The 15,886-nt window shown below is 68.7% G+C and carries 13 protein-coding genes; 4 read left to right on the forward strand and 9 right to left on the reverse strand.

Annotated elements, in window-relative coordinates; translation table 11 throughout:
• Positions 1-75 precede the first annotated feature (75 nt).
• From ACSFA2_RS18910 to ACSFA2_RS18940, 7 genes are all read right to left on the reverse strand, one after another.
• The gene (locus tag ACSFA2_RS18910; RefSeq protein ID WP_435456859.1) at positions 76-1,233 is read right to left on the reverse strand and encodes an acyltransferase family protein; all 1,158 of its coding nucleotides are present in this window, start codon (positions 1,231-1,233) and stop codon (positions 76-78) included.
• A gap of 18 nt (positions 1,234-1,251) precedes the next feature.
• A complete protein-coding gene (locus ACSFA2_RS18915) occupies positions 1,252-2,214 on the reverse strand; it encodes an NAD(P)H-dependent flavin oxidoreductase (RefSeq protein ID WP_435456860.1) in 963 nt (320 codons plus the stop codon).
• Positions 2,215-2,298: 84 nt separating this feature from the next.
• On the reverse strand, positions 2,299-4,089 hold the full coding sequence (locus ACSFA2_RS18920) for an acyl-CoA dehydrogenase (protein ID WP_435456861.1): 1,791 nt from the start codon (positions 4,087-4,089) through the stop codon (positions 2,299-2,301).
• A gap of 71 nt (positions 4,090-4,160) precedes the next feature.
• The gene (locus ACSFA2_RS18925) at positions 4,161-5,093 is read right to left on the reverse strand and encodes an electron transfer flavoprotein subunit alpha/FixB family protein (RefSeq protein WP_435456862.1); all 933 of its coding nucleotides are present in this window, start codon (positions 5,091-5,093) and stop codon (positions 4,161-4,163) included.
• 1 nt (position 5,094) lies between these two features.
• Entirely contained in the window at positions 5,095-5,844 is a 750-nt protein-coding gene (locus ACSFA2_RS18930; protein ID WP_435456863.1) for an electron transfer flavoprotein subunit beta/FixA family protein, read from the reverse strand.
• Between the two features lie 146 nt (positions 5,845-5,990).
• Complete coding sequence (locus tag ACSFA2_RS18935) at positions 5,991-7,271, reverse strand: mechanosensitive ion channel family protein (RefSeq protein WP_435456864.1); 1,281 nt, start codon at positions 7,269-7,271, stop codon at positions 5,991-5,993.
• The gene (locus ACSFA2_RS18940; RefSeq protein ID WP_435456865.1) at positions 7,271-8,224 is read right to left on the reverse strand and encodes a histone deacetylase family protein; all 954 of its coding nucleotides are present in this window, start codon (positions 8,222-8,224) and stop codon (positions 7,271-7,273) included. Before ACSFA2_RS18940 ends, ACSFA2_RS18935 begins: the two co-directional genes overlap by 1 nt.
• Positions 8,225-8,310: 86 nt before the next feature.
• Between ACSFA2_RS18940 and ACSFA2_RS18945 the strand changes: the two genes are divergently transcribed.
• The 4 genes from ACSFA2_RS18945 to mltB are packed head-to-tail and all read left to right on the forward strand — an operon-like array spanning position 8,311 to position 13,338.
• Positions 8,311-9,231 carry an AAA family ATPase gene (locus ACSFA2_RS18945; RefSeq protein ID WP_435456866.1) on the forward strand — a complete coding sequence of 307 codons (921 nt, stop codon included), beginning with the start codon at positions 8,311-8,313 and terminating at the stop codon, positions 9,229-9,231.
• The gene (locus tag ACSFA2_RS18950) at positions 9,228-10,205 is read left to right on the forward strand and encodes a DUF58 domain-containing protein (RefSeq protein ID WP_435456867.1); all 978 of its coding nucleotides are present in this window, start codon (positions 9,228-9,230) and stop codon (positions 10,203-10,205) included. The genes ACSFA2_RS18945 and ACSFA2_RS18950 overlap by 4 nt, the downstream gene beginning before the upstream one ends.
• Positions 10,196-12,199, forward strand: a complete 2,004-nt coding sequence (locus ACSFA2_RS18955) for a transglutaminase TgpA family protein (protein WP_435456868.1) — start codon at positions 10,196-10,198, stop codon at positions 12,197-12,199. The genes ACSFA2_RS18950 and ACSFA2_RS18955 overlap by 10 nt, the downstream gene beginning before the upstream one ends.
• A 53-nt stretch (positions 12,200-12,252) precedes the next feature.
• Positions 12,253-13,338, forward strand: coding sequence for a lytic murein transglycosylase B (gene mltB / locus ACSFA2_RS18960; protein WP_435456869.1), 1,086 nt, complete (start codon positions 12,253-12,255; stop codon positions 13,336-13,338).
• A gap of 23 nt (positions 13,339-13,361) precedes the next feature.
• On the opposite strand, the gene ACSFA2_RS18965 is transcribed toward mltB, so the two are convergent.
• Both ACSFA2_RS18965 and ACSFA2_RS18970 read right to left on the reverse strand, forming a co-directional pair.
• Positions 13,362-13,925, reverse strand: coding sequence for a histidine phosphatase family protein (locus ACSFA2_RS18965; protein WP_435456870.1), 564 nt, complete (start codon positions 13,923-13,925; stop codon positions 13,362-13,364).
• Positions 13,926-14,073: 148 nt separating this feature from the next.
• Complete coding sequence (locus ACSFA2_RS18970) at positions 14,074-15,804, reverse strand: ABC transporter substrate-binding protein (protein ID WP_435456871.1); 1,731 nt, start codon at positions 15,802-15,804, stop codon at positions 14,074-14,076.
• Positions 15,805-15,886: the final 82 nt, after the last annotated feature.

The raw sequence follows: 15,886 nt of genomic DNA on the forward strand, positions 1-15,886 counted from the left end.
ATGCCTATTCCCTGCGACGCAGGCAGGTGGGGTCACGGTGCAGCGGCAGACGACGGGCCGCCCGATGCGGGCGCATCAAGCGGCGCTCAGCGCAGCGCAAGCGAGCAGGCCGGCGAAAAGCGCCAGCACGGCTCTCCACGTGGCGGCTCGCATTTCCACTTGCCGGTGCAGCAAGGTGCCGGCCGCCAGTGACAGCGCGAACGCGCAGGCCATGCCGCACAGCGCGATCCACGCCTGGTCCGGCCACCAGTGGTCGATGACCGCGTTGGCCAGCAGGATCACTGGAAAGTGGATCAGAAACAGCGAATAGGAAATCTCGCCGAGGTGCACCAACGGCTGCCACAAGGCGGGCCAGGCCGTCGGCCGCAGCCACTGCCGGCGCTGCGCCACGGCAATGACCAGTGCCGCCACCAGTGCGACCGCGATGCGGCTGCGCCAATCGATCGCCAGCGCGCCCGCGCCGAACAGCGCCAGCGTGAGCGCGGCCAGCCGCCAGGTGCTGTCACGCGTGGCGCGGCCGATCCAGAAGACCAGCATGCCGAGCCCGTAGGCGCCGAAGAAGTAGAGCGCGGTGTCGTCGAGCGCCGGATCACGGTTGAAGACCGCGAGCGATGCGGCAACGAGCCCCAGCACCAGCGCGACGGCCAGCCAACGTGCGCGCGCGGCGCCGACCTTCCACCGCCGCTCGAGCCAACGCACCCACCAGAACGCCGCCAGCGCGAGCACGAAGAGCTGGAAGTCGATGGCCACATACCAGACCCCGGTCGACAGCGCGTCATAGCCCAGCAGGTCCTGCAGGAGCAGCGCATGGGCGACGAGCTGCGCGATCACCGGGGCATCGGGCACCGCTTCGTCGTTCAGCCAGGGGCGCACGAGCGCCGCGACGACGACGCTGCAGGACAGCGCAGCCAGGTAGGGCATGACGAGCCGCGCATAGCGGCGCAACACGCGCGCCATCGGACGCTCGACGCGCAAGAGCCCGTCCGGCGCGAGGCTGCTCGCTGCCAGAAAGCCGGCAAGGACAAGGAAGACCTGTACGGCGAGCCGCCCGTGCTGCGCCAGCCAGCCAAAGAGCGATGGCGCCAGCACCGAGGCGCTTTCGGCCATCGGGCCGTAACGTGCCAGGTGGTGGCCGACGATCAGCGCGCAGGCCACACCCTTGACCGCGTCGAGCAGCGGCATGCGCGCGGCCGCCGAATCGATCGGCATCGGAACGCGCGGAACGGCTGCCATGCGGCGGTCGCGCGGCGCTTAGAGCGCCAGCCGCTGGCGCGCCGCCTGGTACTCGCGCTTGAGCTTCTCGACGAAGGCCGCCACGCTGGTCACCTCCGTGATCGCGCCGATGCCCTGGCCCGAGCCCCAGATGTCCTTCCAGGCCTTGGCCTTGCTGCCGTCGCCACTGGCGAAGTTCATGGTCTTCAGGTCGCCCTCGGGCAGGTTCGCCGGGTCCATGCCGGCGGCGATGATCGACGGCGCCAGGTAGTTGCCGTGCACGCCGGTGAAGAGGTTCGAGTAGACGATGTCGTCCGAGCTGCCGTCGACGATGGCTTGCTTGTACGCCTCGCTGGCGCGCGCTTCTTCGGTCGCGATGAAGGCCGTGCCGATGTAGGCGAAGTCGGCACCCATGGCCTGCGCGGCGAGCACCGCATCGCCGCTGGCGATCGAACCCGACAGCGCGACGGGGCCGTCGAACCACTGGCGGATTTCCTGGATCAGCGCGAACGGGCTCTTCACGCCCGCATGGCCGCCGGCACCGGCGGCCACGGCGATCAGGCCGTCGGCGCCCTTCTCGATCGCCTTCCGTGCGAATTTGTCGTTGATGATGTCGTGCAGCGTCACGCCGCCGTAGCTGTGCACCGCATCGTTCACGTCGGTGCGCGCGCCCAGCGAGGTGATGACGATCGGCACCTTGTACTTCACGACCATCGCCATGTCGTGCTCGAGCCGGTCGTTGCTCTTGTGCACGATCTGGTTGATGGCGAAGGGCGCGGCCGGCTTGTCGGGGTTCGCCTTGTTGTAGGCCGCGAGTTCTTCGGTGATCTCGATCAGCCACGCTTCCAGCTGTTCCGCCGGACGCGCGTTGAGCGCCGGCATCGCGCCCACCACGCCCGCCTTGCACTGGGCGATCACCATCTTCGGGTTGCTGATGATGAACAGCGGCGAACCGATGATGGGCAGCGGCAGGTTCGCGAGCACGGGGGGCAGCTTGGACATGAGGTCTCCGAGGGTGTTGTCTGGAATCTTTTTAAGGGATGAGTCGTGTGCCGCGCGTCCGGTCAGCGACACGCGCGGCCGGACTTAGAACGCGTCCAGCGCCAGCGCCGTCACGCTCTCGGCGCCGTCGACGATGCTGTCGCGGATGCCCGGCGCCTTGTTCAGGATGTGCTCCGCGTAGAAGCGCGCGGTCACGACCTTGGCCTGCATGAAGGCGACGTCGGTGCCGGCCTTGGCCAGGTCTTCGGCGATGAGCAGCGAACGGGCCAGCTGCCAGCCGGCCACCAGGTTGCCGGCCAGCATCAGGTAGGGCACGCTGCCGGCGAACACCGCGTTCGGCGACGCTTTGGTCTGCCCCGCGACGAAGTCGACCACCTCGACGAAGGCTTCGCGCGCGGCCTTCAGGCGCTTCTGCACCGCGTGCGCGTCGGCGCTGTCGCGCTTCGCCAATTCGGCCTCGGTCGTCTCGATCTGTGCGGCGATGGCCTTGGCCGTGCGGCCGCCGTCGCGCGCCGTCTTGCGGCCGACCAGGTCATTGGCCTGGATCGCGGTCGTGCCTTCGTAGATCGTCAGGATCTTCGCGTCGCGGTAGTACTGCGCTGCGCCGGTCTCTTCGATGAAGCCCATGCCGCCGTGCACCTGCACGCCCAGCGAGGTCGCCTCCAGGCTCATCTCGGTGCTGTAGCCCTTCACCAGCGGCACCATGAATTCGTAGAAGGCCTGGTTCTGCTGGCGCGCCTCGGCATCGGGGTGGTGGTGCGACGCGTCGTAGGCGGCCGCGGCCACGCTCGCCATCGCGCGGCAGCCTTCCGTGTAGGCCCGCATCGTCATCAGCATGCGCTTGACGTCGGGGTGGTGAATGATCGGCGCGCTGGCATGCATCGAGCCGTCGACCGGGCGGCTCTGCACGCGGTCTTTCGCATAGGTCACCGCATGCTGGTAGGCGCGCTCGGCGATGGCGATGCCCTGCATGCCGACCGCGTAGCGGGCCGAGTTCATCATGATGAACATGTACTCGAGGCCGCGGTTCTCTTGCCCCACCAAGTAGCCGACGGCGCCGCCGTGATCGCCGTACTGCAGCACGGCTGTCGGCGAGGCCTTGATCCCCAGCTTGTGCTCGATGCTCACGCAATGCACGTCGTTGCGCGCGCCCAGCGCGCCGTCGGGGCCGACCATGAACTTCGGCACCACGAACAGGCTGATGCCCTTCACGCCCTCGGGCGCGCCGGTCACGCGGGCCAGCACGAGGTGCACGATGTTCTCGGCCATGTCGTGCTCGCCGTAGGTGATGAAGATCTTGGTGCCGAAGACCTTGTAGGTGCCGTCGGGCTGTGGCTCGGCACGGCTGCGCACCAGCGCCAGGTCGCTGCCGGCCTGCGGCTCGGTGAGGTTCATGGTGCCGGTCCACTGGCCGCTCACCAGCTTCTCGAGGTACACCGCCTTGAGCGCGTCGGAGCCGGCCGTCAGCAACGCCTCGATGGCGCCGTCGCTCAGCAGCGGGCACAGCGCGAAGCTCATGTTGGCCGAGTTCAGCATCTCGCCGCAGGCCGCGCCGATGGTCTTGGGCAGGCCCTGGCCGCCGACGTCGACCGGGTGCTGCAGGCCCTGCCAGCCGCCCGCCGCGTACTGCGCGAAGGCGTCCTTGAAGCCGGGCGTGGTCGTCACCGCGCCGTCCTTGAAGCTCGACGGGTTGCGGTCGCCCGCCACATTGAGCGGCGCCACCACGTCCTGGTTGAAGCGCGCGCATTCCTCGAGCACCGCCTGCGCGGTGTCCAGGCCGGCGTCCTCGAAGCCGGGCAGCTTGGCGATCTCTTCGATGCGGGCCAGGTGCTCGATGTCGAACAGCATGTCCTTGACGGGGGCGATGTAGCTCATGTCTTGTCTCCAGGGTTCGGATGTGAAAAGGGCATCGCGAACGATGCCCTTTGTCGACGCGGTGCGAAGCCTTACAGGGCCTTCGTCAGTTCCGGCACCGCCGTGAACAGATCGGCCACCAGGCCATAGTCGGCCACCGAGAAGATCGGCGCCTCTTCGTCCTTGTTGATCGCGACGATCACCTTGGAATCCTTCATGCCGGCCAGATGCTGAATGGCGCCCGAGATGCCGGCGGCGATGTAGAGCTGCGGCGCGACGATCTTGCCGGTCTGGCCCACTTGCCAGTCGTTGGGCGCGTAGCCCGCATCGACCGCGGCGCGCGAAGCACCCAGGCCGGCGTTGAGCTTGTCGGCCAGCGGGGCCATCACTTCGGTGAACTTCTCGGCGCTGCCCAGCGCGCGGCCGCCCGACACGATGATCTTGGCGGCGGTGAGTTCGGGGCGCTCGCTCTTCGTGACCTCGCGGCCCACGAAGCTCGACTTGCCCGAATCGGCCACACCTTCGGCCGTCTCGACCGTCGCGGTACCGCCCGTGGTCGCGGCGGCGTCGAAGCCGGTCGTGCGCACGGTGATGACCTTGATCGCGTCACTGCTCTGCACGGTGGCGATGGCATTGCCGGCATAGATCGGGCGCTCGAAGGTGTCGGGGCTGACCACCAACGTGATGTCGCTGATCTGCGCGACGTCGAGCTTGGCGGCCACGCGCGGGGCCACGTTCTTGCCGTTGGCGGTCGAGGGGAACAGGATGTGGCTGTAGTTCGAGGCGATGGCCAACACCTGGGCCGCCACGTTCTCGGCCAGGTTCTCGGCGAGCGACGCGCTGTCGGCCACGATGACCTTGCTCACACCGGCGATCTGCGCAGCGGCCTTGCCGGCTTCGGCGGCGTTGGCGCCGGCCACCAGCACGTGCACGTCGCCACCGCAGGCGATGGCCGCGGTCACGGTGTTGAGGGTCGCGGGCTTGATGGTCGCGTGGTCGTGTTCGGCAATTACCAGTGCTGTCATGTCAGATCACCTTCGCTTCGTTCTTGAGCTTGTCCACCAGGGCGGCCACGTCGGCCACCTTGATGCCGGCACCGCGCTTGGGCGGCTCGCTCACCTTGAGCGTCTTCAGGCGCGGCTTGACGTCCACGCCCAGGTCTTCGGGCTTGAAGACGTCGAGCGTCTTCTTCTTGGCCTTCATGATGTTCGGCAGCGTGACGTAGCGCGGCTCGTTCAGGCGCAGGTCGGTCGTGATGACGGCCGGCAGCGACAGCGACAGCGTCTCGGCACCGCCGTCGACTTCGCGCGTCACGCTGACCTTGTCACCGGACACTTCGACCTTCGATGCGAAGGTGGCTTGCGGCAGGTCCGCCAGCGCGGCCAGCATCTGGCCGGTCTGGTTGGCGTCGTCGTCAATGGCCTGCTTGCCGAGGATGATCAGCTGAGGCTGTTCCTTGTCGACCAGCGCCTTCAGCAGTTTGGCGACGGCCAGTGGCTGGAGTTCTTCGGTGGTCTCGACCAGGATGGCGCGATCGGCGCCGATGGCCATGGCGGTGCGCAGGGTTTCCTGGCACTTCGCGTCGCCGCACGAGACGGCGATCACTTCGGTGACCACGCCCTTCTCCTTCAGGCGGACCGCCTCTTCGACGGCGATCTCGTCGAAGGGGTTCATGCTCATCTTGACGTTGGCGATGTCGACGCCGGTGCCGTCGGACTTCACGCGAACCTTCACGTTGTAGTCGACGACCCGTTTGACTGGGACCAGAACCTTCATTGGTGTGACTCCATGGATTGCAAAACTGTGTGCCTCGGGGCAGCCGGTCATTCTAGGACGACCCCTTTCGCGGGGCTGTCCCTATGGACACAGGCCTGGCGAGCCACCTTGGGTGCAAAGAAAAGAACGGTCGTGCTTTTCTCGGATTATAAAGGCGCGGCTTCGGGGCGCGAGAAGCCGTCGGGCAGCGACTCGACGCGCAGCACGCGCTGCGGATAGGGAATGTCGATCTTCGCGGCGCGCAGGCCCTCGAGGATGGCGACATTGATGGCCGAGCGCACGTTGTCCTTGCCCTTGTCGGGGTCGGTCACCCAGAAGTGCAGCGTGAACTCCAGCCCGTCGGGCGCGAAGTTGGTGAGGAAGGCGATCGGCTCCGGGTCGGCCATGACCCGCGACTGCGCTGTCGCCGCCCCGACCAGGATGGCCTGCACCTGCGCCACGTCGCTCTCGTAGCCGACCACGATGGCCGTCGTGATGTTGAACTTGCGGTCGGCGATCGACAGGTTCTCCACGCGACTCGTGATGAGCGACTCGTTCGGCACGATCGCCTCGCGCCCGTTGCCGGCGCGGATGAGCGTGTAGCGCGTCTTGATGTCGGTGATGCGGCCCTCGAAGTTGTCGACCTTCACGTTGTCGCCGATGCGGATCGAGCGTTCCAGCAGGATCACGAAGCCGCTCACGTAGTTGGCCGCCAGCTTCTGCAGGCCGAAGCCCAGGCCGACGCCGACCGCGCCGCCGAGCACCGACAGCGCCGTCAGGTCGACGCCCACCGCCGACAGCGCCACCAGCAGGCCGATCAGCAGCAGGAAGGCGCGGATTGCGTTCGACGCCACCTTGCGCATCGACAGGTCGGTCACGGCTTCGCGCAGGATGCGCTTCTCGATCGTCGTCGAAATCCACAGCGCGATCACGAGCACGAGGCCGGCCGACAGCGCGCCTTCGAAGATGGTGCGAATGCTCACGCGGGTCTTGCCGAAAGACAGCGTGATCTGGTCGAGCTCGGCCAGCACCGGCGGCAGCAGCCCGACGATCCACAGCACCGCGCCGACCCAGGCGATCCACGACACGGTGCGCTCCACCAGCCGCACCAGCGCCGAGCCCGGGAACACCGCCCGCATCACGCGTGCGATCAGCCGGATCACGACCAGCGCGACGAACACGGAGACCGCGATGCGCAGCACCACGACCACCTGGTAGTTGAGCACCGCGCGCCGCGCCAGGTCGGTGGCGACCAGCGCCAGCAGCGGGAACAGCAGCCCGTCGAAGGTGCGCTCGCCGAACCAGATCGAATCCTTGGGTTGGTCGCGGCCGAACCAGCGCGTCACGCCCCAGGCCAGCGCCACGCAGGCGACCAACGCGGCCAGTTCGACCCACAGGCTGCGCGCCTGCACCTGGCCCAGGCGGGCCATGAAGTCGTCGAGGTTCATCAAAGGTCCGCCAAGACCCGGACGTGCGCCTCCACGCTGCGCGCCAGGGCATCGAGGTGGTAGCCGCCTTCGAGCATCGACACGATGCGCCCGTGCGCATGGCGCTTGGCCACATCGCGTACGCGGTCGGTGATCCAGGCGAAGTCGTTTTCGTTGAGCCGCAGCTGGCCGAGTTCGTCGTCGCGGTGGGCATCGAAGCCGGCACTGATGAAGATCATCTGCGGCTTGAATTCCTCCAGGCGCGGCATCCACATCATCTCGATCAGCTCGCGCACGTCCATGCCCTTGGTGTAGGCCGGGACAGGCAGGTTGAGCATGTTGGCGGCCGGGTGGTCAATGTCGCCGAAGGGGTAGAACGGGTGCTGGAAGATGCCGACCATCAGCACCCGTGGGTCGCCGGCCAGGATGTCTTCGGTGCCGTTGCCGTGGTGCACGTCGAAGTCGACCACCGCCACCCGCTCCAGACCATGCACCTCGAGCGCATGGCGCGCCGCGATGGCGACGTTGTTGAGGAAGCAGAAGCCCATCGCCTGCTCGCGGCAGGCGTGGTGGCCGGGCGGGCGCACGGCGCAGAAGGCGTTCTCGATGTCGCCGGCCATCACGGCATCGGTGGCGGCGATGGCGGCACCGGCCGCCCGTCGCGCTGCCAGCACGGTGTAGCGCATCAGCGAAGTGTCGGGGTCGACCATGGCCTGGGCCGGCCCGCCGGCGGGCTCGTCGGCGACGAGCCGCTGGCTCAGTTCTTCCAGACGTTCAAGGTGGGCCTCGGTGTGGGCCCGCGTGATCTGCGCCAGGGTGGCGAGCGGGACATCGCCGCGCTCCAGGGCGTCGCCGACGCCGGTGACCAGCAATCGGTCTTCGATGGCGTCGAGGCGTTGGGGACACTCCGGGTGCCCCTCGCCCATGTCGTGTTTCCAGCAGTCGCGGTGTGTGTAGTAGCCCGTTTTACCCATGTCTCTGTTGCCGACGCCGCACCGGGCGACCTCACGCCGCGTGGGGCCGAGGGGCCTTGCGGTATTGTTTGCATATGGATACAAAAATGGACGTCGCCGCGAAGCTCGCCAGTTTGCTTGGCCAGCTTAACACGGTGATCGTGGGCAAAGAGGCGCAGGTGCGCGACTGCGTGGCCTGCCTTTTGGCGGGTGGCCACCTGCTGATCGAAGACGTGCCGGGGGTGGGGAAAACCACCCTCGCCCATGCGCTCTCGCACACCTTCGGCCTGCAGTTCTCGCGGGTGCAGTTCACCGCCGACCTGATGCCGGGCGACCTGTCGGGCGTGGCCATCTACGACCGCAACCAGCAGGCCTTCGTGTTCCATCCCGGCCCCATCTTTTCGCAGGTGCTGCTGGCCGACGAGATCAACCGCGCCAGCCCCAAGACCCAGAGCGCGCTGCTCGAGGCCATGGAAGAGAAGCAGGTGACGATCGAGGGCGAGACCCGCCCGCTGCCCACGCCCTTCTTCGTGATCGCCACGCAGAACCCGCACGACCAGCTCGGCACCTTCGCGCTGCCCGAGTCGCAACTCGACCGCTTCCTGATGCGCATCTCGATCGGCTACCCCGACCGCGCTGCCGAACGCGAGCTGCTGGCCGGCGCCGACCGCCGCGACATGCTGGCGGGCTTGCCGGCCCTGCTGACTGCGGGCGAACTGCTGGCCTTGCAGCAACGCGTGCAGCAGGTGCATGCCTCTGATGCCCTGCTCAACTATGTGCAGGACCTGATGGCCGCCACGCGCAACGGCCGCTGGTTCCTGCAGGGCCTGTCGCCGCGAGCGGGCATCGCGATCCTGCGGGCCGCCAAGGCGCAGGCGCTGCTGGCCAACCGCGACTACGTGGCGCCCGACGACGTGCAGGCCGTGCTGCCGCAGACGGTGGCGCACCGCGTGACGCCGGTCGGCGACGCCGGCCGCGGCGCCTTCGAGCAGGTGCGCGCCATGATCGCGGCCGTGCCCCTGCCGTGAACCCGCTGGCGGCCACGCGCCGGCGCATCGACGGCTGGTTCCTGTCGCGGCGGCCGCCGAGCGACACGCTGGCGCTGACGCAGCGCAACGTCTACATCGTCCCGACGCCGGCCGGCTGGATGCTGGCCGCCACGCTGCTCGTGCTGCTGGTCGCATCGATCAACTACCAGCTCAACCTCGGCTACCTGCTGACCTTCATGCTGGCCGGCTGCGTGGCCGTCGGCATGCACGTGAGCCACGCGACGCTGCGCGGCCTGTCGATGCACCTGATGCCGCCGGAGCCGCAGTACGCCGGAAGTGCCGCGGTCTTCCGCGTGGTGCTGCACAACGCGCGGCGGAGCACGCGCTACGGCATCGGCCTGGCGGTGCGCGGCAGCGGGCACTGGGCCTGGTGCGACGTGCCGGCGCAAGGCAGCGAGACCGTCGAGATCGCCTTCCAGCCCGCGCGGCGCGGCCTGCACGCGGTGCCGCCGCTCACCGCCGAGACGCGCTTTCCGCTGGGCGCCTTCCGGGTCTGGACCGTCTGGCGCCCGGCCTCGTCGCTGCTGGTGTACCCGGCACCGGAGCCGCACCCGCCCGCGCTGCCCGCCGGCGAGCCCCTTGCCGGCGACGCCAGCGCCTCGGTCGCCCGCGCCGCCAGCGCCGGCGAATACGACGGCGTGCGCGCCTACCGCCGCGGCGACCCGCTGAAGCTGGTGGTCTGGAAGAAGGCGGCGCGCGCACAGGCGGCCGGCTCCGACGACCTGTTCAGTCGCGACACCCAGCAGGCGCAGCGCCAGGAGCTCTGGCTCGATGCGCAGGCCGCCGGCCTGCCCGAGCTCGAAGCCCGCATCTCGCGCCTGTGCGCCTGGGTGCTGATGGCCGACCGGCTCGGCGTGGACTACGGCCTGCGCGTGGCCGGCCAGCAGGTGCCGCCCTCGCAGGGCGAGGCGCACCGCCGCCGCTGCCTGGAGGTGCTCGCCACATGCGCATGACCGCCTGGTTCGGCGCCCTGCCGCGCGACGCCCGCGACACGCTGTTCCTGCTCGGCGTGATCGGCATCGTGCTGCTGCCGCAGGTGCCCGAGCTGCCGTGGTGGTGCACCCTGCTGACGGCCATCGTGCTGGTCTGGCGCGGCACGCTGGCCGTGCAGTCGCGGCCCCTGCCCGGCCGCTGGTGGCTGGTGGCGCTGCTGGCCGTGGCGCTGGCCGCCACCTTCGCCACCTACCGCACCGTGCTGGGCCGCGAGGCCGGCGTCACGCTGGTCGTGGTGCTGCTCGCCCTCAAGACGCTGGAGCTGCGCGCGCGGCGCGACGCCTTCGTCATCTTCTTCCTCGGCTTCTTCGCGATGCTGACGAACTTCTTCAGCTCGCAGTCGCTGCTCACCGCGGTGGCGATGCTGCTCGCGCTGCTCGGCCTGCTCACCGCCCTGGTCAACGCCCACATGCCGGTCGGCCGGCCGCCGCTGGCGCAGGCGGCGCGCACGGCCGGCTGGATGGCGCTGCTGGGCGCGCCGATCATGCTGGCGCTCTTCATGCTGTTTCCGCGCATGGCGCCGCTGTGGGGCACGCCGAACGACGAGATGACCGGGCGCAGCGGGCTGTCGGCCACCATGCGCGTGGGCAGCATCGCGCAGCTCGCACTCGACGACGGCATTGCCGCGCGCATCAAGTTCGACGGCGGCCGCGCGCCGCCGCAGCGCGACCTGTACTTCCGCGGCCCGGTGCTGTCGGACTTCGACGGCCGCGAATGGACCGCGCCGCCGCCCTGGGAACGCGGCGTCCTCAGCGCCGAGCTGCGCGTGCAGGGCGAGCCGGTGGGCTACGAGGTCACGCTGGAGCCGAGCAACCGGCCCTGGCTGCTGGCGCTCGACGCGCCCCTGAAGCCGCCCGAGATCCCCGGCCTGCGCGTCATGGCCACGCCCGACCTGCAGTGGATGGCCCACCGCGCCATCGGCGACCTGCTGCGTTACCGCGCCGAGAGCTACCCGCAGTTCCAGAGCGGCCCGCTGCGCCGAACCGGCGCCCTGCAGCGCTACGTCGCATTACCGCCGGGCTCCAACCCGCGCACGGTGGCGATGGCTGCGCAGATGAAGGCCGACCCGGCCCTCGCCAGCGCCGCCACGCCCGCGTACGTGCAGGCCGCGCTCGAGCGTCTGCGCACCGGCGGCTACAGCTACACGCTGGAGCCCGGCCTGTACGGCAACGAGACGGCCGACGAGTTCTGGTTCGACCGCAGGGCCGGCTTCTGCGAGCACATCGCCTCGGCCTTCGTCGTGCTGATGCGCGCGCTCGACATCCCGGCGCGCATCGTCACCGGCTACCAGGGCGGCGAGCTCAACGGCGTCGACGGCTACTGGGTGCTGCGCCAGGCCGACGCCCATGCCTGGGCCGAGGTGTGGGAAGCCGGCAAGGGCTGGACCCGCGTCGACCCGACCGCGTCCGTGTCGCCCGGCCGCATCGGCGCCTTCCAGCGCCTGGCGGCGCAGCCCGGCCTCTTTGCGGGCGCCATCGGCACCATGAGCCCGACGCTGGCGCAGAACCTGCGCGCGGCGTGGGAAGCCGTCAACAACGGCTGGAACCAGTGGGTGCTCAACTACACGCAGAGCCGCCAGCTCGACCTCTTGAAGAACATCGGCTTCGAGGCACCCAGCCTGCAGGACCTGGCGACCGTGCTGCTGTGGGTGCTGATCGCCACCAGCCTCGCGGGCGCCGGCTGGACCCTGTGGGAACGCAGCCGGCACGACCCCTGGTTGCGCCTTCTGGGCCGGGCGCGGCAGCGGCTGGAGAAGGCCGGCCTGGTGCTGCCCGAGGCCGCGCCACCGCGGCAGATGGCGACGCAGGCGGTGGCGCATTTCGGCGCGGCCGGCCAGCCGGTGCACGACTGGCTGCTGCGGCTGGAAGCCCAGCGCTACGCCAAGACCAAGACGCCCGAGGCCGGGCTGCCGGCCCTGCGTGCCGAATTCCGCAGACTGGTCTGGCCGCGTTGAAACCGCCGGTGTCGATCACCAGGACCGCACGCGCGCAACGGCACAATGGGCCGATGCGACCTTCCTCCCCGATGGCCCCTGCACTGCTGGCCGCCCTCCTCGCCTTCGGCGCGATCTCATCCACCCCGGCCACGGCACAGACCCGCGGTGAACGCCGGCCCGTCACCGCCGTGCGCGGCACCATCCCCTACGCCACGCGCGACGACGCGATGCGCTTCGCCGACGACGTGGCAGCCCGGCGCAACCTCGACCGCAACTGGGTGCGCGCCACCATCGGCGCCGCGCGGCTGCTGCCCAACGTGCCACGCCTGATGACGCCGGCGCCCAGCGGCACCGCGAAGAACTGGCGGGTCTACCGCAGCCGCTTCATCGACCCGGTGCGCATCGCCGCCGGTGCGCGCTTCTGGCGCGACAACGCAGCCACGCTCGCACGCGCCGAGGCCGAATACGGCGTGCCCCCGGAAATCGTCGTGGGCATCATCGGCGTCGAGACCATCTACGGCCGCAACATGGGCAACTTCCGCGTGATCGACGCGCTGGCCACGCTGTCCTTCGACTTCCCGCAGGCGCACCCGCGCGCCGCCGAGCGCGTGGCCTTCTTCCGCGGCGAACTCGAGAGCTTCCTCAGCACCGAAAGCCGCACCGCCGCAGACCCGCTGGCGCCGCTCGGCAGCTACGCCGGCGCCATGGGCATGCCGCAGTTCATGCCGAGCAGCATGGCCAAGTACGCGGTCGACTTCGATGGCGACGGCCGCATCGACCTGGTCAACAACCCGGCCGACGTGATCGGCTCGGTGGCCAGCTACTTCAAGGGCTTCGGCTGGCAGCGCGGCATGCCGTCGACCTTCCCGGTGCGCTTCGACACCGCCCGCCTGCAGATGCCCATCCTCATGGCTCCCGACATCAAGCCGACCTTCAGCGCCGACAGCTTCATGGCGGCCGGTGCAGTGCTCGAGCGCGAGGCCCAATCCTTCCCCGGCCTGCTCGCGCTCATCGAACTGCAGAACGGTGCGGAGTCGCCCAGCTACGTCGCGGGCACGCAGAACTTCTACGTGATCACCCGCTACAACTGGAGCAGCTACTACGCGATGTCGGTGCTCGACCTGGGCAACGAGGTCAAGGCGGCGATGGCCCAGTGAGGGCCCAGTGACGGCGCAGTCACTCAGTCGAAACGGGTGCGGCCCTGCACCTTGACGGCCGCGTCGACCACCAGGCCTTCGCCCATTCCCGTTGACTCACCGGTGAGCGCGGTGATGTTGACCTGGTGCGTCACCCACACCTCGAAACGGCCCGCCGGGATCGCGGCCAGCGCGGTGCGCAGGGCCGCAGTGCCCTCGGCCGCCGACGCCGCACGGCGGGCGTCGTCGAAGGTCGAGTTGAGCGGTTCCCAGACGAGGTGCTGGCCGAAGGCGAGGTCGGCCGTGTCTTTGCAGCGGCACCAGGCGCTGGAACGCACCGCCTGGGGCGCCAGCCCGCGCTGCTTGAACCAGGCGCCGATGCGCTGTGCCTGCGCCCGTCCCTCGTCGCTCAGGTTGCGCTGCGTGCTGCACTGCGCCAGCTGAAAGCCCGGCGGGTCGCCGATGCCGGCGGTGGTGCTGGCATGTCGCAGCAGCAAGGCGCAGCGGCCGCGGCGGAGCGACTCGACGAGGTCCGCCGCCCGGGCTTGGGCAGCCGGGAAGGACCACAGGGGCAGCAAGGCCAGGCCAGCAATTCGGCGTCTCTGCATCGTGCAACTCCGTGACGGCCCGAGAGGTCCGCAAGACGGACCAGGGCGAAGGGCACAGGCTAGCAAAGCGGCATCGACCCCAAAACGACAAGGGCTGCTGCCCTTGCGGTGCAGCAGCCCTCAGTGGCTGGAAGCGAAGGCGCTCAGCTCAGCGCACCTTGCCGTCCTTCCAGGCCGTCAACAGCTTGTTGTAGTCGATGGTCTCGCCCTTCGGCTTTTCGTTGGCGAGCTTCTTCCAGGGTGCATTCTTGTCGCTCAGCCACTTGTTGGGGTCACCCTTGGCGTTGAGCTTGGGGGCGCAATGGGCCATGCCGGCGCGTTCGAGGCGCGCCATCACGTTGTCCATCTCGTCGGCCAGGTTGTCCATCGCCTTCTGCGGGGTCTTCTCGCCCGTGACGGCCTCGGCCACGTTCTTCCACCAGAGCTGTGCGAGCTTCGGATAGTCGGGCACGTTGGTGCCGGTGGGTGTCCAGGCCACGCGCGCCGGGCTGCGGTAGAACTCGACCAGGCCGCCGAGCTTGGGCGCCAGATCGGTCATGGCCTTGCTCTGGATGTCCGATTCGCGGATGGGCGTCAGGCCCACGATGGTCTTCTTGAGCGAGACACTCTTGGCGGTCACGAACTGGGCGTAGAGCCAGGCGGCGGCCGTCTTGTTGGCGTCGTGGCCGTTGAAGAAGGACCACGAACCCACGTCCTGGTAGCCGTTCTGCATGCCCTGCTTCCAATACGGTCCGTTCGGGCCGGGCGCCATGCGCCACTTGGGCGTGCCGTCCTCGTTCACCACCGGCAGGCCCTTCTTGGTCATGTCGGCGGTGAAGGCCGTGTACCAGAAGATCTGCTGGGCGATCTGTCCTTGTGCCGGCACCGGCCCGCTTTCGCCGAAGGTCATGCCCATCGCTTCCTTGGGCGCGTACTTCTTCATCCAGTCGATGTACTTGGTGAGCGCGTACACGGCGGCGGGTGAATTCGTCGCACCGCCGCGCGACACCGCAGCCCCCACGGGCGTGCACTTGTCGTCCGCCACGCGGATGCCCCATTCATCGATCGGCATGCCGTTCGGATTGCCGATGTCGGCGGTGCCGGCCATCGACAGCCAGGCATCGGTGAAGCGCCAGCCGAGCGACGGGTCCTTCTTGCCGTAGTCCATGTGGCCGTAGATCGGCTTGCCGTCGATGGTCTTGACGTCGACGCTGAAGAACTCGGCGATGTCTTCGTACGCACTCCAGTTGAGCGGCACGCCCAGGTCGTAACCGTACTTGGCCTTGAATTTGTCCTTCAGGTCGGGGCGGGCGAACAGGTCGGCACGGAACCAGTACAGGTTGGCGAACTGCTGGTCGGGCAGCTGGTACAGCTTGCCATCCGGCGCAGTGGTGAACTTGGTGCCGATGAAGTCCTTGAGGTCGAGGCCGGGGTTGGTGAACTCCTTGCCCGTGCCGGCCATGTAGTCGGTCAGGTTCATCATCTTGCCGTAGCGGTAGTGCGTACCGATCAGGTCGGAGTCGGAGATCCAGCCGTCGTAGATCGACTTGCCCGACTGCATCGAGGTCTGCAGCTTCTCGACCACGTCGCCTTCCTGGATCAGGTCGTGCTTGACCTTGATGCCGGTGATTTCCTCGAAAGCCTTGGCGAGCGTCTTCGATTCGTATTCATGCGTGGTGATGGTCTCCGACACCACCGAAATCTCCTTGACGCCCTTCGCCTGCAGTTTCTTGGCGGCGTCGATGAACCACTTCATCTCGGCCGTCTGCTGGTCCTTGTTCAGGGTCGACGGCTGGAATTCGCTGTCGATCCATTTCTTGGCTTCGGCTTCTCCCGCCGACGCACCCTGCGCGGCGGCCATCGCCGCTGCCAGTGCCAATGCCGTGTAGCGCATCTTCATGAGTTGTCTCCTCGGTTGTTGCCCCCCGGTGGTTCGGATCTCGGCTCCGGGGCGGCGGAGAGCCGGATGCCTTCGATCGTTC

The organism is Variovorax cryoconiti (genome assembly GCF_051216395.1).
Lineage (GTDB): Bacteria > Pseudomonadota > Gammaproteobacteria > Burkholderiales > Burkholderiaceae_C > Variovorax.